This window comes from Nonomuraea recticatena, from assembly GCF_039533245.1.
Classification (GTDB): Bacteria; Actinomycetota; Actinomycetes; order Streptosporangiales; family Streptosporangiaceae; genus Nonomuraea; species Nonomuraea roseola.
Window position 1 is genome coordinate 77511 of record NZ_BAAATE010000011.1, and the last position, 17122, is coordinate 94632.

General features: G+C 69.9%; 13 protein-coding genes. 7 read left to right on the plus strand and 6 right to left on the minus strand.

From position 1 onward, the window contains the following. Window positions 1–67: 67 nt before the first annotated feature. Window positions 68–1246 carry an FAD-dependent oxidoreductase gene (locus tag ABFX50_RS22130; RefSeq protein WP_346149150.1) on the minus strand — a complete coding sequence of 393 codons (1179 nt, stop codon included), beginning with the start codon at window positions 1244–1246 and terminating at the stop codon, window positions 68–70. Between the two features lie 38 nt (window positions 1247–1284). Next, the gene (locus tag ABFX50_RS22135) at window positions 1285–2268 is read right to left on the minus strand and encodes a phosphotransferase family protein (RefSeq protein WP_346149152.1); all 984 of its coding nucleotides are present in this window, start codon (window positions 2266–2268) and stop codon (window positions 1285–1287) included. Between the two features lie 328 nt (window positions 2269–2596). Between ABFX50_RS22135 and ABFX50_RS22140 the strand changes: the two genes are divergently transcribed. The 5 genes from ABFX50_RS22140 to ABFX50_RS22160 all read left to right on the plus strand — a co-directional run bounded on the left by ABFX50_RS22140 (window position 2597) and on the right by ABFX50_RS22160 (window position 8184). Next, window positions 2597–4363: an ABC transporter substrate-binding protein gene (locus ABFX50_RS22140; protein ID WP_346149153.1), complete on the plus strand. Its 1767-nt coding sequence runs from the start codon at window positions 2597–2599 to the stop codon at window positions 4361–4363. Between the two features lie 75 nt (window positions 4364–4438). Continuing rightward, window positions 4439–5431: an ABC transporter permease gene (locus ABFX50_RS22145; RefSeq protein ID WP_183659631.1), complete on the plus strand. Its 993-nt coding sequence runs from the start codon at window positions 4439–4441 to the stop codon at window positions 5429–5431. Then, window positions 5428–6315, plus strand: a complete 888-nt coding sequence (locus ABFX50_RS22150; protein WP_183659632.1) for an ABC transporter permease — start codon at window positions 5428–5430, stop codon at window positions 6313–6315. The genes ABFX50_RS22145 and ABFX50_RS22150 overlap by 4 nt, the downstream gene beginning before the upstream one ends. 1 nt (window position 6316) lies before the next feature. After that, window positions 6317–7261, plus strand: a complete 945-nt coding sequence (locus tag ABFX50_RS22155; RefSeq protein ID WP_346149155.1) for an ABC transporter ATP-binding protein — start codon at window positions 6317–6319, stop codon at window positions 7259–7261. After that, window positions 7261–8184 carry an ATP-binding cassette domain-containing protein gene (locus ABFX50_RS22160; RefSeq protein WP_346149432.1) on the plus strand — a complete coding sequence of 308 codons (924 nt, stop codon included), beginning with the start codon at window positions 7261–7263 and terminating at the stop codon, window positions 8182–8184. The genes ABFX50_RS22155 and ABFX50_RS22160 overlap by 1 nt, the downstream gene beginning before the upstream one ends. Before the next feature lie 16 nt (window positions 8185–8200). Here the strand turns inward: ABFX50_RS22160 and ABFX50_RS22165 are convergent, their stop codons facing one another. From ABFX50_RS22165 to ABFX50_RS22180, 4 genes are all read right to left on the minus strand, one after another. Beyond that, complete coding sequence (locus ABFX50_RS22165) at window positions 8201–9340, minus strand: 2-oxo acid dehydrogenase subunit E2 (RefSeq protein WP_346149157.1); 1140 nt, start codon at window positions 9338–9340, stop codon at window positions 8201–8203. Next, window positions 9337–10341 (minus strand): alpha-ketoacid dehydrogenase subunit beta, encoded by a 1005-nt coding sequence (locus tag ABFX50_RS22170; RefSeq protein WP_346149159.1) that lies wholly within the window; start codon window positions 10339–10341, stop codon window positions 9337–9339. Before ABFX50_RS22170 ends, ABFX50_RS22165 begins: the two co-directional genes overlap by 4 nt. After that, window positions 10338–11234: a thiamine pyrophosphate-dependent dehydrogenase E1 component subunit alpha gene (locus ABFX50_RS22175; protein WP_346149161.1), complete on the minus strand. Its 897-nt coding sequence runs from the start codon at window positions 11232–11234 to the stop codon at window positions 10338–10340. The genes ABFX50_RS22170 and ABFX50_RS22175 overlap by 4 nt, the downstream gene beginning before the upstream one ends. A 132-nt stretch (window positions 11235–11366) precedes the next feature. Beyond that, window positions 11367–12389 carry an aldose 1-epimerase family protein gene (locus ABFX50_RS22180; protein ID WP_346149163.1) on the minus strand — a complete coding sequence of 341 codons (1023 nt, stop codon included), beginning with the start codon at window positions 12387–12389 and terminating at the stop codon, window positions 11367–11369. A 1203-nt stretch (window positions 12390–13592) separates the two neighbouring features. On the opposite strand from ABFX50_RS22180, the gene ABFX50_RS22185 reads away from it, so the two are divergent. Next, window positions 13593–15530, plus strand: coding sequence for a class I adenylate-forming enzyme family protein (locus ABFX50_RS22185; protein ID WP_346149165.1), 1938 nt, complete (start codon window positions 13593–13595; stop codon window positions 15528–15530). Window position 15531: 1 nt separating this feature from the next. After that, window positions 15532–17097 (plus strand): condensation domain-containing protein, encoded by a 1566-nt coding sequence (locus tag ABFX50_RS22190; RefSeq protein ID WP_346149167.1) that lies wholly within the window; start codon window positions 15532–15534, stop codon window positions 17095–17097. Window positions 17098–17122: the final 25 nt, after the last annotated feature.

Here is a 17122-nt window from a genome sequence, read left to right on the forward strand (position 1 = left end):
CTGGACGCAGTCTTTGCCCTGCTTTCAGGGTGGCGTGCCGTTCGTGACCTTCAGCGCGTCTTTCGAGTCACTTCGCGCTCACGTGCTCGGGGCGGACGCCGTAGCCGACGAAGCGCGCGAGCAGCCGCCCCACCAGCCTGCCGACGACGGGAAGGGCCGCGAGGTCGGGCAGGCCCGTCGCTCTCGCCGACCCGCTCAGCGCGGGCTGGATCAGCCGCCGCTGCGCCACCTGCTGGGCGAGCTGCGTGGCCTTCGTCGGGAACATCCGCCGCCGCTGCACCTTGAGCAGCGCGGAGGGGCCTTCGCTCAGCAGGATGTTGGCCGTGGCCACCGCGTCCTGCACGGCCAGGTTGATGCCCACCCCGAACACCGGTGACATGGCGTGGGCCGCGTCGCCGATGCACAGGAAGCCAGGCCGGTACCACCGCTCGAGCCGGTTCAACGCCACGGTGAGCACGCTGACGTCCTCGAAGCCCGCGATCGCCTGCGTGCGGTCGCCGAGGAAGGGAAGCAGCCGCTCGACCTGGCGGCGCAGCTCGCCGACGCCGTCCGCGCGCAGTCTCTCGGCCTCGCCCTTCGGGATGACGTAGCCGAGCTGCCAGTAGGTCTCCCTGTTGATCGCGACCATCATGTGCCCCGCCGAGACGCGCAGGAAGGTCTCGCCCGGGTCGCCGTCCACGCGCGGCATCCTGAACCAGACGACGTCCATCGGCGCGCCCAGCTCCTTCGGCACCAGCCCCGCGGCCGCCCTCAGGGTGGATCCCCGCCCGTCGGCGGCGATCGTCACCTCGGCCCTGAGCTCGTGCTCGCCCTCGGCGTCGCGGTAGCGCAGCCCGCGCACCGCGCCGCCCTCGCGGATCAGGCCGACGGCCTCGGCGTTCATGAGCAGCCGGAAGTTCGGGTACGTCGCGGCTTCGGTGGTGATGAGGGTGAGGAAGTCCCACTGCGGGACGAAGGCGATGTAGTTGTAGGGGCCCGGCAGGTCGCGCAGGCTCGAGATCCTGGTCCTGCCGGTGTCGGTGACCAGGTCGATCCCGTACGCCTTGCGGTGCGGGATCCGGTGGAAGGCCTCCGCGAGCCCCAGCTCGTCGAGCACCTGGAGGGTCGAGGGGTGGATCGTGTCACCCCTGAAGTCGCGCAGGAAGTCGGCGTGCTTCTCCAGCAGGGTCACCTCGACGCCCGCCCTGGCCAGCAGTAGAGCGAGCACGGCGCCCGCCGGGCCGCCGCCCGCTATCACACAGCGCATAATTCATCATGCGCTGAAAACGAGCGGCCGCGCAAGCGTCACCCGTCGAGCCGGTCCAGCACCTTGACCAGCGAGGACATCGCCAGATCGCGCAGCGGGGCGTACTCCTCCTCCGGGTACTGTCTGGGGCCGTTCTCCACCAGCAGGATCAGGTAGAGGTAGGCCCGGTAGAGGTCGAGCCGCCGGTGCGCGCCGGGGGTCAGCTCCAGCGGGCGCACCGCGCGGTAGCCGGCCAGCAGCGGGTCGTCCTCATCGATCTCGTTGAAGATCGTCGGGGTGATGAGCTCGGCGAGCGGGTCACCCCAGAAGGCGCGCTCGTGGTCGATGATCGCCTGGATGCTGGGCGCGGCGTTCAGGTCGAGGAAGACGTTGCCCGCCCAGACGTCGAAGTGCACCAGGTGCGGCGTGGTCACCTCGTCCAGCGCCTCGGAGGCGCCCTCCAGCAACGCCCTCAGCTCGGCGACGGGCCGGGGGAGGGGCGTCCCCTGATAGCGCACGGCGTCGTCGAGCAGCGCGCCCGTCATCCGCAGGTAGGCCTCGCGCCAGGTCGCGCCGGTCAGGCCGTTGTGCGGGTAGCCGTAGACGTCGCCCGTCACCCCGTTGAGCCGCGCCAGGTGGCCGCCGAGCTCGTACCTGAGCGCGGCCTGGGCGGCGTCGTCGAGCTCCGCCTGGTTCCACGGCGTGCCGTCCAGCACGGTCATGACGAGGTAGTCGCCGCCGAGCACGGGGTCGTCGAAGCCCGCCTTCAGCAGATTCGCGATCGGCACGCCCGCATCCGCCGCGTGGGCGTAGGCGGCGGCCTCCATGCGCAGCAGGTCTCGTTCGTAGGTGAGCTGGTCGAGGTCGGGAGGAGGGGACAGCTTCAGCACGACATGGCGGCCGTCGTCGAGGATGAGCTTCCACACGGCGTTGGCGAAGCCGTCGGCCAGCTCGACCGCCTCGCGCACGTGCGAGCCGAGAGCCCTGTGGGCGAGAGAGGAGAGGGCGTCGGCGCTGATGCGGCGCTTGGTTCTGCTGTCCACGCTCGGATGATCCCTCCATGCGGCATTCCAGATCAAACTGGAGCGTTATGGGCTTTATGAAAAGCCGACCTGTGGAAACGCTCCCACGCTACCGTGTTTCTAGGATTTATCGGCATATCTCGGATACGTCACGCGTACCGCAGCGCTATTGACATCGGGATTCGTCAATTTTACGGTCGCGTTACCTGTCCGGCGCGGCGGAAGGCTTTGCGAGTGGGAGCGCTCCCATGTCATGAGGCGCGTCAATCCGGTTCAGGCCATCGGGGGGATGGTGCTCGAGGAGAACTCCGCCAGGGCGAGATCCCTGCGCGGGGACAAAGGAGATTCCATGCGAAACCGATGGCGCGTGCTCATGCCCCTGCTCGCGACCTGCCTGGTCGTGACAGCCTGCACGTCGGGGCAGACGCCCACGCCCGCCGTACAGTCGAGCGCCCCTGGCGCGGCGGCGAGCCAGGCGCCCGCCCAGGGCGGCGAGGGCGCGTTCCCGCGCAACCAGACGCTGTACACCGGCGGCACCCAGTGGGGAGCGCCCGCCAACTTCAACCCCATCAGGAACTGGGACCACGCCACGGGCACGAACGGCCTGGTCTACGAGCCGCTGTTCCTGTTCGACCCCAACACGGGCCAGTTCACCCCGTGGCTGGCCGAGAGCGGAGCCTGGAGCGACGACACCACCTACGAGCTCAAGCTGCGCCAGGGCGTCACCTGGTCGGACGGCAAGCCGCTGACCGCTGACGACGTGGTGTTCACCTTCGAGCTCGGCAAGATGAAGACGGTGCCCTACGCCAACCTCTGGACCTTCCTCAAGAGCGCGGAGGCGGTCGACGGCCAGACGGTGAAGTTCACCTTCACCAAGCCCAACTACCAGCAGTGGGCGAACGCGCTCTACAGCAGGGTGATGCTGCCCAAGCACGTCTGGGAGGCCCGCTCGGAGGAGGACGTCGTCAACGGCGTCAACGACAAGCCCGTCGGCACGGGCCCCTACAGCTACCACAGCCACGACCAGGACCGCGTGGCCTGGGTCAAGCGTGACGGCTGGTGGGCCACCAAGGCGCTGAACAAGGACGTCAAGCCCAAGTACATCGTCGACATCGTCAACTCCAGCAACGAGGTCGCCATGGGCCTGCTGCTGCAGAACGGCCTCGACCTGAGCAACAACTTCCTGCCCGGCATCGCCAACCTGGTCAAGGGCAACTTCGGGGTGAAGACCTACTACCCCGAGCCGCCGTACATGCTGTCGGCCAACACCGCGTGGCTGGTGCTCAACACCCAGAAGAAGCCGATGGACGACCCGGCCTTCCGCAAGGCCGTCGCCAGTGCCGTCGACACCAAGAAGATCGTCGAGGGCGTCTACGGCAACCTGGTGCGTCCGGCCAACCCGACCGGCCTGCTGCCGCAGTGGGACAAGTACGTCGACCAGAGCGTGGTGAGCGAGCTCGGGTTCTCCTTCGACCAGGCCAAGGCCAAGAAGATGCTGGCCGACGCGGGCTACAAGGACACCGACGGCGACGGCTTCGTCGAGAACAAGGACGGCTCCAAGATCCAGCTGAAGATCGAGGTCCCGGCCGGCTGGTCGGACTGGATGGAGTCGATCAGGGTCATCGCCGAGAGCGCCAAGGCGGTGGGCGTCAACCTCACGCCCGAGTTCCCCGACTACAACGCGCTGGTCGACAAGCGCTCGTCGGGCAAGTTCGACATGATGATCAACAATGAGCGGCAGCTGTCGAACACGCCGTGGATGTATTACGACTACCTCTTCCAGCTGCCGATTCAGAAGGCCCAGAACACGGTCAACTTCGGCCGCTACGAGAACAAGAAGGTCTGGGACCTGGTCCAGGAACTCGACGGCAAGAAGCCCGAGGACGAGGCGGGAATGAAGGAGGTCCTGTCCAAGATCCAGCGCATCCAGCTGGAGGAGATGCCGGCCATCCCGCTCTGGTACAACGGCCTGTGGTCGCAGACCACCAGCTCGGTGTGGACGAACTGGCCCTCCTCGGCCCCCGACGCGCCCAAGTCCGCGCCGACCATGTGGCGCAACTGGCTGGAGCTGGGCGGCATCCTGACGCTCACCGAGATCCAGCCTGCGAAGGGCTGACCTCTGGCCGCCGCCCCCTCCCCTCGCCGGAGGGGGCGGCTCTCCGCCCTTCGCCGTCCTACCTGGAGTCATCGCGTGCGACGCTATTTCGGCAGGAAGCTGCTCATCTACGGACTGACGTTCTTCGCGGCGGTCACGATCAACTGGCTGATCCCCCGGCTCATGCCGGGTGATCCCGTCGCCTCGATGGTGTCGAGGGCCAACCTCGCCCAGCCCGAGGCGGTGGCGGCCATGCAGGCCTACTACACCGGCCTGTTCGGCCTGGACCTGCCCGCCTGGCAGCAGTACCTCAACTTCTGGGGCGCGCTGCTGCGCGGGGACCTCGGGATCAGCATCTGGCTGTTCCCCACGCCCGTGGCCGACGTGATCACGCGCGCCGTGCCGTACACCCTGGGCCTGCTCGTGCCCGCCATCCTGCTGAGCTGGTGGGCGGGCAACAGGTTCGGCGCCTTCGCGGCCAGGCGCAGGCTGCTGGACAACACCGTGCTGCCCGTCGGCTACATCCTGACGGCCACGCCGTACATGTGGCTGGCCATCCTGCTGGCCTGGGGGCTCGGCATCGTGGCAGGCGTCTTCCCCGTCGCGGGTGGCTACAGCTACGCGATGCGGCCCAACCTGTCGTGGGAGTTCGTCGGCAGCCTGGCCCTGCACTGGTTCCTGCCGTTCCTGTCGCTCTTCCTCGTCGCCTTCGGTGGCTGGGCCATCGGCATGCGCAACATGATCATCTACGAGCTGGAGGCCGACTACTCCTCCTACCTGTCGGCGCTGGGCGCTCCCCAGCGGCTGATCCGCCGCTACGCCTTCAGGAACGCGGTGCTGCCGCAGATCACAGGGCTGGCTCTGCAACTCGGCGTGCTCGTGGCGGGCGCGCTGGTCACCGAGGTCGTCTTCTCCTATCCGGGTCTCGGCAGCCTGATCCTCAAGGCCATCCAGAACCAGGACTTCTTCCTGTTGCAGGGCGTCTTCCTGTTCATCGTGATCGGCGTGCTGGTCGCCAACTTCGTCATCGACATCGTCTACGTCCTGGTCGATCCGCGTACCAGGGCGGGGATGGGGGCTGAGGCATGAGCGTCGTTCCCGACGAGAAGGCCGCCGTCGCCACCACGGGGGTCCGCGCCGAGGCGCTGCACTTCGCGCTGCGCAACGGCAAACTGCTGGCCGGCCTCACCGTCCTGGTGGTGCTGCTGGTCCTCGGGCTGTTCGGGCCGATGGTCGCCGCCGCCGACCCCAACGCCTACGTCGGGCCGCAGTTCGCCCCGCCGTCAGGTGAGCACTGGTTCGGCACCACGATCTTCGGACAGGACATCTTCACCCAGTTCATCCACGGCCTGCGCGCGACCTTCCTGGTCGGCCTGCTCGGCGGCGGCATCGCCGCGGTCATCGGCATGGCGATCGGGTTCACCGCCGGATACAGAGGCGGCATCGTGGACGAGATCCTCAACATGCTCACCAACATCGTCCTGGTGCTCCCCGCGCTGGCGGTTCTGCTGGTGATCAACGCCTACCTCGGCATCCGCAGCATCCCCGTGCAGGCCGTCTTCATCGGGCTCACCTCATGGCCGTGGGTGGCCAGGGCGATCAGGGCCCAGACGTTCTCGCTGCGCAGCCGCGAGTTCGTGGATTTGGCCAGGCTCAGCGGCGTGCGCCCCTGGCGGATCATGACCAGGGAGATCGCTCCCAACATGAGCTCCTACCTGTTCATGGCCTTCATCCTGCTGTTCGGCGGCTCCGTGCTGATCGGCGCCTCCCTCGACTTCATCGGCCTGGGCCCGACCGACTCGATCTCGCTGGGCCTGATGCTCAACAACGCCGCCCGCTACAACGCGCTGCACCTCGGCATGTGGTGGTGGTTCATCCCGCCCGGTCTCGGCATCACGGCCGTCGTCGGCTCGCTCTACGTGATGAACGTCGGACTCGACGAGGTGTTCAACCCCAAGCTGAGGGAGATGTGACATGACCTTGAAGGTGGAGGACCTCAGGGTCTACTACCGGACGCTCAAGGGGGACGTGAAGGCTCTCGACGGCGTCACCTTCTCCCTGGCCGACGGGGAGATCATGGGCTTGGCCGGCGAGTCAGGCTCGGGCAAGTCGACGCTCGGCAAGAGCCTCATCAGGCTCGACGGCAGGATGCGCCACATCGGCGGCTCCGCCGAACTCGACGGCAAGAACCTGCCGGTCGGCGACACCCACGCCATGAACCCCTTCAGGTTCCACGAGGTGTCGCTCATCCCGCAGTACGCCATGAGCGCCATGAACCCGACGAGGAAGATCGGCCGGATGGTCGACGAACTGCTCAGGTCGAGGGGCGTGGCGCCCATGCGGCAGGAGCTCGAACGGCGCGTCGGGCTGGTCGGCCTCTCCGCCGACGTGCTCGACCGCTACCCGATCGAGCTGTCGGGCGGGATGAAACAGCGCATGGTGATGGTCATCTCCACGCTGCTCGACCCCTCCCTGCTGATCGCCGACGAGGTCACCTCGGCCCTCGACGTCTCCTCGCAGAAGGCCGTGGCCAAGACGCTCCTGGAGTTCAGGGACCGCGACCTCGTCAAGAGCATGATCGTGGTCACCCACGACATCTCGCTCGTCTACCAGATCGCCGACACGATCATGGTGATGTACGCGGGCAAGCTGGCGGAGAAGGCGACCGCCGACGTCATCGTCTCCGCGCCGCGCCACCCCTACACCCAGGCACTGATCTCCTCGCTGCCCGAGGTCGGCGTCCGCTACGAGGAGCGCAGGCTCCAGGGCATCCCGGGACGCCCGCCCTCACTGCTCGACCCGCCGAAGGGCTGCAGGTTCAGGAGCCGCTGCCCGCTGGCCTTCGAGCGCTGCGCGGAGGAGCCGCCCTTCGCCGAGGTCGCGCCTGGACACTCCGTCGCCTGCTGGAAGGCCGTGTGATGCTGAGACTGGACAGGGTCTCCAAGACCTTCAGGACGGGCTCGTTCGGCGGGCGGGAGCTGCACGCCGTACGGGAGGTGGGTTTCGAGGTCGCGCAGGGCGAGGTCGTCTCCCTGATCGGGGAGAGCGGCAGCGGCAAGACCACGCTGGGCAGGATGATCCTGCGCCTGGCCGCGATCTCGGAGGGCTCCATCACCCTGGACGGCGTCGACGTCGCCAGGCAGAAGGACTACTACAGGTCGGTGCAGGGCGTCTTCCAGGACCCCTTCAGCTCCTACAACCCCATCTTCAAGGCCGACAGGGTGCTGGAGATGATCAGGCAGAGGTTCTTCCCCAGCATGGGCGCGGCCGACTGGCGCGGCAGGGTGGAGAGCTCGCTCGCGGCGGTACGGCTGGACCCCGGCGGCGTCCTCGGCAAGTACCCCCACCAGCTCAGCGGAGGGCAGCTGCAACGCCTGCTGATCGCCCGCGCCCTGCTGCTCGACATCAGGATGCTGGTCGCCGACGAGATCATCAGCATGCTGGACGCCTCGACCAGGATCGACGTGCTCAACCTGCTCGGCGAGCTCAAGGGGAGAGGGCTCGGCATCCTGTTCATCACCCACGACCTTTCGCTGGGCAACTACGTCAGCGAGAAGACCGTCGTGCTGCGCAGCGGCAGGGTCGTCGAGATGGGCAGGACCGAGCTGGTCTTCGGCAACCCCCTGCACCCCTACACCAGGAACCTGCTGGGCTCGGTCCCGCGGCTGCACCGCAGGTGGTCGGAGGAGGAGGACGCGCCGGAGGAGGAGGCGACCTGCTTCTACCACGGCGCCGCGGGAAGCGACGCCACGTGGCCCGGCCTCGTGGAGGCCGAGCCCGGCCACTTCGTCGGCTGCGCCACCTCGGGCACGTGCGCGCCCGCCCTGGAGCTGGTGCGCTGACAAGGAGCCGTCGCGGTCAGGCGAGCTGCTCGGGTGAGCGAAGGAGCTCCCTGGCCGCGACGAGGAAGGCCACCGCGTCGCGGCCGTTGAGCACCCTGTGGTCATAGGCGACGCCCAGGTTCACCACCTGCCTGGCGACGGGCGCTCCTTCGCCGTCGAGCTCGAGCTCGGTCCTGACGGCCGCCAGCGACAGGGCGCTGGTGTGGCCGGGGAAGACCACGGGCACGGCGAACGCGACGCCCGGATCGGTGTGCAGCGTCACCACCGTCGAGGGGTCGCGCAGGTCGCGCTCCCTGAAGCCGTCACCCATCGAGGCCCTGCGGAACTCCATGAGATCCTTCGACACCTCGGCCAGCGACCTGGTGCCCGCGTCGCGTACGACGGGGACGGCCAGGCCCTTGCCCGTGTCGAAGGTGACGCCCACGTGGGCGGCGGGGGCCAGGCGCACGACGCCGTCCGGCTCGGCTTCGGCGAAGAACAGCGGGAACCTGTCGCGCAGCAGCCCTGCCGCTCTGACGAGCAGCTCGGGAAGGCCGACCAGCGTGCGGTACGACCTGGTCGCCGTCCTCGCCATGGCGAGCGCGGCGTCCACCTCGACGGTCAGCGCGGTGAAGGCGGCGGGCACCGTCCTGTGCGACTCGGACACCAGCTCGGCGGTGCGCCGCTGCGCCCTTCCGAGGGTCACTCTCTCGTGCTGCGGGTACGGCGGCGCGGGAGGCTCCGGAGCCTCCGGCCCGGCGGCCAGCCGCTCGATGTCGGCCCTGCGGACCAGCCGGACGCCGAGGGCGCGCACCCTCTCCTCCGACACGCCCGCCGAGGCCATGAGCGCCCGCGCGGGCCCGGTGATGACGATCCCGTCATGCTGTGGCCGGTGGCCGGGCTCGACGTCCTGGCGAGGGTCTTCCAGGCCGGCGAGGGGTTCGGAGCCGGGCAGCAGGTGGGCCACCGTCTGGCCCGGCTCGATCTCGGCCCCCTCGGGAAGCAGGCGGCGCACCACCCCTTCCCCCTCGGCCGCGATCTCCTCGGTCGCCTTGGAGGTCTCCACCACCACGAGCGGATCGCCCTCCGCGACCCGCGACCCCTCCTCGGCCACCCACTCCACCACGATGTAGTGGGTGTCGTTGCTGTTCAGCCTCGGGACCCTGACCTCGATCACGAGAGGGCCCCGAGCACGGCCGAGCGGATCGTGCTGTCCTGCACCATGATCTCCCGTTCCAGGTGAAGCGCCGTGGGAAGGATGCTGTCGGCCGCGTTGACCAGGCCGATCGGCTGCCGAAGGGTCGGCCAGAGCGGGCCGTACAGCCGCCTGGCGACCTCGGCGCTCCAGGTGCCGCCCTCGCTGCCGTCGTCGGCCACGCAGACGTGTCGTGCCGCCGACAGCCTCTCGAGCACCGCCTCCTCCAGCGCGAGCGGGTACAGCGTGGCCGGGACCAGCAGCTCGCAGGCCACCTCGTCGTTCAGCAGCAGCTCGCGCATGGCCGCGACCGCCCTGTGCGCCATGCCTCCCGGCGTGACCAGCACGCAGTCGGGGGCGCCCGCCTCCGGCAGGAACACCCGCGCCCATCCGGGCCGCTCGCCGAGCAGTTCGAAGCGGAAGAGGTCGTCGACGACGCCGTTCTCGAACGCCTGGCGGGTGTAGAGGATCTTGTCCTCGAACACCACGGACGGCTCGCCCGTCGACAGCAGATGGGTGAGCAGCACACCGGGGTCGTGGAAGGGGGACAGCTCGTGGACGCCGAGCCCGGGCACGCCGATGAGGTGCTTCTGGGGGCTCTGGCTGTGCGTGGGCCCGTAGCCCCTTCCGCCTCCCGAAGGGCAGCGGACGACCAGGGGCATGGGCACGCGCCTGCCGTACATCGTGGTGGACTTCGCCGCGAAGTTGACCAGCTGGTCGAAGGCCAGCGTGACGAAGTCGGCGAACATGATCTCGACGATCGCCTTGTCGCCCGCCAGTGCCAGTCCCGCGCCGACGCCGACGATGGCGCTCTCGCTGAGCGGGGTCGAGCGGACCCGGTCGCCGAACGCCGTGGACAGCCCCTTGGTGATCTTGAAGGCTCCGCCGTACGGGTCGGAGAGATCCTCGCCCAGGAGGTGCACGCTCGGGTCGGACTTCAGCAGCTCGTGCAGGGCGAGGTTGAGCTGCTCGGCGACCCTCACGCCCTGTCCCAGACCGACGGCGGCCTGGCCGCGACCTCGTCGGCGAGCCGTTCGACCCGCTCGCGCTGGGCGAGGTCGACGCGGAGGAAGCGCTCAGGGTCGGCCCGCCGGTAGCTGGTGTACCAGTCGGCTTCGCGCGCGCGAAGCAGATCGGATTCAGGACGGGAGTCGTCGCCCTTGCTGTGGGGGCCCAGCCGGTGCGTGGCGAACTCCACGACGAGCGGCCTGCCGCGCTCGCGGACCTCGGCGACGGCGGGGCGCAGCGCGTTCCTGATCGCGGCGACGTCGGTGGAGTCGATCGCGAGGTGGTCGACGTCGAAGGCGGCCGCCCTCGCCGCGACGGAGCCGGCGAGCTGGAGGCGGGTCGGCGTGGACTGGGCGATGCCGTTGTTCTCCACGACGAGCAGGAGGGGGACCTGCCAGAGGCTCGCGAGGTTCAGCGCCTCGTAGACCGAGCCCTCGCCCCAGGTGCCGTCGCCGACGTAGACGCAGGTGAGCGCGCCGGTCCCGGCCATGCGCAGGGCCACGCCGACGGCCACGGGCAGGCTCTCACCCTGGACGCCCGTCGACAGGAAGCGGCGGTGGTAGATGTGCTGGCTGCCGCCGACGCCGCCGCAGAGCGCGCCCTCGCGGCCCATGATCTCGGCCAGCAGGCCGTGGGGGTCGAGGTGGCGGGCCAGGAAGTGCCCGTGGCCTCGGTGGTTGCTGAACACGAAGTCGTCGGGACGCAGCAGGGGAGAGAGGGCGACGGGAATGTGCTCCTGGCCGAGACACGTGTGGGTGGTGCCGTGCAACAGGCCGCGCTCGAAGAGGCGGAGCAGGGCGAGCTCGAAGTGCCTGATGAGCAGCAGCCTTTCGAGGTCGTCGTCCTCGATGGTGGCCGGCGGACTCATGTGATCACCTGTCCTCCTCGGAGGGTACGGCCTTGGGAGCGCTCCCAAACGGTAAGAGCCACCGGCACGGCGCGTCAAGGAGGCCGGAGACTCCGGGCCGGGATCGGCATCCTCCGGCCCGGCCCGCGAGAGCTAGAGGGCCGCGATGGTCCAGGAAGCCTCGTGCTTGTCGCCAGGGGACAGCACCACCAGGTCGGTCCCCGAATTGAACGCGTCGGGCGGGCAGGTCATCGGCTCCACGGCCAGCCCGGCGTGGCCGAGGCCCGTGCCCGTGCACACCTGGACCCATGGGAGCTCCGCCGCCTGCCAGCTCATCTCCACCCCGCCGCCCGGCCCGCGCACCCGCACCCGCACGAGCCCGTCCACGCCGTCCGTCCGCCCGGCGTCCGCCGCACTCTCACCGCGAAGCCCCGATCCCCCGTGCCCCGTGCCCGCCTGGCAGGAGACCTGGCGGGCGCCCTCTGATCCTGACCCTCGGCTGCCCGTCTCCAGGTCTCCATGTGCCAGGGCGGTGAACGCGTGGTCGATGGCCGTGTCGCCGATCACCCGGGGCGTCCTGAAGTCGTACGGCGTGGACGCGACGTCCTCCAGCGCGACCGGGAGCAGCGCCTCGTCCACCATCGCCACGACGGAGGCGGGCAGGTGCAGTTCGTAGGCCGTGACGTCGTCGCCTGCCAGCAGCCACGGATGCGGACCGCACCCGTAGGGGGCGGGCCTGTCACCCACGTTCTGGACGGTCAGCGTGGTGGTCAGTCCGTCGCCGTCGAGCCGGTGCACGACCTGGAACGACAGGGCGAACGGGTATCCAGGCGACGGCGCGAGGTTGAGGGTCAGCCTGGCGAAGCCGTGCTCGTCCTCGACGGTGAACAGCTCGGCGACGCTCCAGCGGGCCTCGGCGACCAGCCCGTGGAGGGCGTGGCCCCTGTCGGGCTCGTTGACGGGCAGCCGGTGGACGTCGCCGTCGAAGGCGTAGCCGGCGCCGCCGACCCTGTTCGGCCATGGGGCCAGCAGGGTGCCGCTGTAGTAGGGGATGGGACCTTCGGCCGGCCAGCCGGTGATCAGGTCGCGGTCGCCGTGACGCAGCATCCGTACGGCCGCGCCGCACTCGGCGACGGCCGCCGTGTAGCCGCCGCCGTGAAGGAGGAGGTCGGTCAAGGGAGGTCCTTTCACGGGGCGAACCTGGCGCGGCTCGAACGGGTCAGCGGGGGTGGGGCGATCGAGGGGATGGCGCGGCTCTTTGGGGGCCGGGGATGAGAGCGCCGATCGGGCGGACCAGGGGAGTGGGGCGGGGCGGACGGGGTTGCCTTGGGCGACCTGAGCGGCCCAGAGCCTTACTGGAGGTCGGAGCGGCACAGGTTGTTTCACGGCGGTGGGGCGGTCGGCGGGAGTCCTCGTCCGGGGGTTGGGCTGCCGGCCTGGGCGTCGATCGGGAGCAGGTAGGACGGGCGGAAGGATATCGCCTGGCGCATATCACCAGACACGAGCCCGCAGCCGGCGACCTCAGGACCATCCCAGCGAAGAGGACCGAAACGCGCCACTCCGACCACCCCTCGGACTGCACCAGACAACTCACCGGCCCCTCCGGACCACCCCTCCGGCCGACGCCGGACAAGACGGGACCACCCCTCCGGCCGACGGACAAGACGGGACCGCCGGTCCGGTGGTGCCGGATACGTCGCCCGGTGTTGCTGGATCGCCGCGCCGGACATCCTGGATCGTCCGTCCGGCGCTGGACGATACGGGATCGCCGATCCGGTGGTGCCGGACATTTCGCCCGGCATCTCCGGATCGCCACGAACAACTCCGGGACCGCCGGTCCGGTGGTGCCGGACACGTCACCCGGCGTCGCGGGATCGCCGCGCCGGACAACCCCGGAACGCCGATTTCGGTGGTGGCGGACAACTCATCCGGCATCTCCGAAATCGCCCATTCGACGGCGCAATACCGCTTCGTGGATCCCGCTCAGGGGGGTCAGGCCGTCCTCCTTCGATGGGAGCGCTCCCAGCTCAAGGTAAGGATTAGTGGAGATCGGTGTCAACGTCTGGATGTCTTCGCAGGCGAACCCGTGTCATCGACGTGCATAAAGAGCCATAAATCGGGATATGTCATGGGAATTTCGGCCGAGAGCTTGACGTGATCTGCTGCACACTCCTAGCCTCCCATCCGTGGGAGCGTTCCCACTCGAACGAATTCCGCCGCCGTCCAGACGGTTCCGACCGTACGGCGCAGGAGCGCAGCCCGGACGCCGGGCGCAGAACAGACACCGCACCACCAGGGCACTCTGCCGTACCGAACCATCAGAGCGCCCAGGACACCGCACCACACGCCGATGCAACGTCTGTCTCACAAAGGGCATTCATGTCGACAGTCGTGGACCACCCGAGGGGCTCTCCCGGCCCCACCACCGTGCCTGACCTCCTCCGCGCCCGCGCGGCGCTCGAACCCGACCGGGTGGCGTTAGCCGTCGCCGGTCATGGCGAGCTGACCATGCGGGAGTGGCACCTGCGCGCCGACTCCGCCGCCCATGGCCTGCTCGCCCGAGGGCTCCGGCGCGGCGAGCGCGTGGGGTTGCTGTTCGCCGCGAAGGACTGGATCGCCTTCGCGGTCGCCTACTGCGCCGTCCAGCGGGCCGGAGCGGTGGCCGTGCCCCTGTCGGACCGTCTGGCACCGGCCGAACTCGCCTACATGCTGGACGACTGCGCGGCCGTGGGGGTGCTCCACGGGGAAGGCACTCTCCCTCCGCCGGGCGCGTACTGGTCCTGCCAGGCGACAGATCTGGAAGCAGGGCCCGAGAACCTGCCCCGTCCCCCGGGCGTCGAGTCCGGCCACCGTACGGCCGGCGAACAGGCTCGGGGACACCTGCTTGGCGTCGTGGCCGGTCAGGGTCAGCACCACCAGGCCGCTGACGGGCCCGCGCTCCTGCCTTGTGCGCCGGGCGCCCAGCCTGAGCTCGTCACGAGCCCGCCCAAAGGCGGCCTTGCACCTCTTCCTCGCATCCCTGGCGACGAGCTCGTCACGAGCGCCCCAGAAGCCGGGCCTGAACTCGCGGGCAACTTGGGGTGCCGGGCTGGGCTCGCGGACGACATACAAGACGGGGCTGGGCTGCATGGCTTACAAGGCGGGGCTGGGCCTGTGCATGGCTTACAAGGCGGGGCTGCGGACGGGCGGGGTTCGGGTGCCGGGGTGGCGCGGGGGTGGGTGTCTCAGGGTGGTGTCGGGGTCGAGGTGAACCCGGGCGACTTGGCCCAGATTCTCTACACCTCCGGCACCACCGGCAGGCCCAAGGCGGTGGGGGCCAGCCACGCCAACCTGACCCACGACAGGGCCCTACGGCCGAACCGGCGCAGGTTCGCCCACTCCACCCGCCTGCTGCATGCCTTCCCCATCGGCACGAACGCAGCCCAGGCCATGCTGATGAACGCGCTCGACGCCCACCCCACTGTCATGACGCTGCCGACGTTCACAGCGGCGAGGTTCGCCAGGCTGATCGAGTCGCACGCCGTGGGGACGGTCTTCGTCGTCCCCTCCATGGCCAGCGAGCTGCTCAACCACGGCGCGCACGAGCGGCACGACCTGTCGAGCGTGGTCCTGCTCGGGTCGGCGGCGGCGGCGCTGCCGCCCGCGCTCTCCCTACGGCTGTCGGCCGCCTTCCCCAACGCGACGCTCGTCAACTACTACACCTCGACCGAGGCGGCGCCGGCGCAGACCGTGATGGTCTTCGACAAGGACAGACCCGCGGCACTGGGGCGCGCGGGGTTCGGCAGCGCGCTGCGGGTGACCGGCGAGGACGGCAGGCGCCTGCCCCCCGGCGAGGTGGGCGAGATCTGGCTCCGCTCCGCCGCCGCACCCCGCTCGTACATCGGCGGCCGGACGGCTGGCAGCAGCGGTGAGGGGAGCGGGGGCGGGGTGTTCAGGGAGGGATGGGTGCGGATGGGGGACCTCGGCTACCTCGACCGTGACGGCTACCTCTACCTCGTGGACAGGGAGAGCGACGTGGTCAAGTCGGGCGCCTTCAAGGTGTCCACTCTCCAGGTCGAGGCCGCGCTGTACGAGCATCCTGGCGTCGCCGAGGCCGCGGTGGTCGGAGTGGAGCACCCCGTGCTGGGGACCGCGCTCGCCGCCGCCGTCGTGCCGCGCGGACCTGACCTCTCCGTGACAGCGCTGCGCGCGTTCCTGGCCGACCGGCTGGCCAGGCACGAGATCCCGCACCGGGTGCTGGTCGTGGCCGACCTGCCGAGGAACCGGTCGGGAAAGGTCGTCAAAGAGGAGCTTCGAGCCATGATCGGGAAGGCGTGACATGACGAGATCCCTGGTGGGCGGCCCTGACCTGGCGTCCCTCGCCCAGCACGGCATGTGGGTGACCGAGCGCTCAGGCGCGGCGGGCCCCACACCCCGGACGATCCCGCTGCCGGGGCATCCGGCGGTCTACCGCATGCCGTTGGCCGTCTGGTTCGACGGTCCGATGGAGGTCGGCAGGATGCTGGCCGCCTGCGGCGAGGTCGTGCGGCGGCACCCGGTCCTCACCTCCACGCTCGCCGAGCGCGACGGCGTCCTGCGCCTGCTGACCGGCACCGCCGAGGTGCCCGTCACGCTGGCCGAGGCGCCGGCCGACCCGCTCGACCTGGCGGGCGAAGGCCACCTCGACCTCGCCACCGGCCCCCTGGCCCGCTTCACGCTGGCGAGGACCGGGCCGGACCGGCACCTGCTGGTGTTCGCCGCCCACCACATCGTCTTCGACGGGATGTCCAAGGACATCCTGGTGCGCGACCTGGCCGCCGCCTACGCGGGCGAGCCGCTGCCACCGCTGCCCGTGCCGTACGGCGAGGCCGTCGAGGACGAGAACGCCCGCGTGCGTGACAGGCTCCCTGGCGCGGCGGAGTTCTGGCGCGCCCGCTGGCACGACTCCAGGGAGCTCGTCCTGCCGGGCCTGGGCACGCCCACCCTGCACGCCGCGCCTGGAGACGCCGTCGACTTCGTCCTCGGCGACGAGGTGGGGAGGACGGCCGCCCCGCTGGGACTGACCCGCTTCGAGGTGGTGCTGTCGGCGCTGCGGCTGCTGTTGCACGCGTACGGCAACGCCCGCGCCGCCGTGGCCGTCGACCTGTCCACCAGGACGGAGGCGACCAGGGAGCACGTCGGGCTGTTCGTCAACGAGCTGCCCTTCGACGTCGTGCCGTCGGGCACGTTCGCCGAGTTCGCCGCCGACGTGCGGGCGGAGCTGCGCCGGATGTACGCCTACAGGCACGTGCCGCTGGCCAGGGCGCTGGGCGGGGTGAGCCCGCGCGCGGCGCTCACCCCCGTCTCGCTCAGCTATCGCTCCAGGAGCGAGGCCGAGCCCGTCTTCCCAGGGCTGGCCGCCTCGGTGGAGTGGATGATGTTCAACGGAGCCGTGCGCAACACCCTGCATCTTCAGGTCGTGGACGGTCCGAGGGGGGCGGCGGCCAGGCTGCAGTACAACCCCCGCCACCTCGGCAGGGACGGCTGCGAGAGCGTGGCCGCGGACCTGACGGCGCTGCTGCGCGGCGTCGCCGAACGGCCGCACGCGCCGATCGACGACCTCCCGCTGCCTTCGAGTGTCGCGGGCGCGGGCGGCGGAACCGGTCTCCAGCGGCCGAGAGCCGCAGGGACGGACGCCGGCCTGGTCGTGGCCGTGGGCGAGATCTGGCGCCAGGTGCTCGACCTCGATCACGTCGACCCCGGCGACGACCTGTTCGACCTGGGCGGCCACTCCCTGTCCATCACGCAGATCATCGCGAAGGTCAGGGACACGATGGCCGTCGATCTGCCGTTCGAGGTGTTCATCGACGATCCGACCGTCGAAGGCGTCGCCGCCGAGGTCGCCAGGCAGAGGAGCCTCGCGTGAGCCAGGCAGAGGAGCCTCGCATGAG

Coding starts and splice junctions, on each gene's coding strand:
- ABFX50_RS22150 (WP_183659632.1), top strand. CDS start 5,428: ATGAGCGTCGTTCCCGACGAGAAGGCCGCCGTCGCCACCACGGGGGTC.
- ABFX50_RS22175 (WP_346149161.1), bottom strand. CDS start 11,234: ATGAGTCCGCCGGCCACCATCGAGGACGACGACCTCGAAAGGCTGCTG.
- ABFX50_RS22155 (WP_346149155.1), top strand. CDS start 6,317: ATGACCTTGAAGGTGGAGGACCTCAGGGTCTACTACCGGACGCTCAAG.
- ABFX50_RS22140 (WP_346149153.1), top strand. CDS start 2,597: ATGCGAAACCGATGGCGCGTGCTCATGCCCCTGCTCGCGACCTGCCTG.
- ABFX50_RS22190 (WP_346149167.1), top strand. CDS start 15,532: ATGACGAGATCCCTGGTGGGCGGCCCTGACCTGGCGTCCCTCGCCCAG.
- ABFX50_RS22185 (WP_346149165.1), top strand. CDS start 13,593: ATGTCGACAGTCGTGGACCACCCGAGGGGCTCTCCCGGCCCCACCACC.
- ABFX50_RS22130 (WP_346149150.1), bottom strand. CDS start 1,246: ATGCGCTGTGTGATAGCGGGCGGCGGCCCGGCGGGCGCCGTGCTCGCT.
- ABFX50_RS22160 (WP_346149432.1), top strand. CDS start 7,261: ATGCTGAGACTGGACAGGGTCTCCAAGACCTTCAGGACGGGCTCGTTC.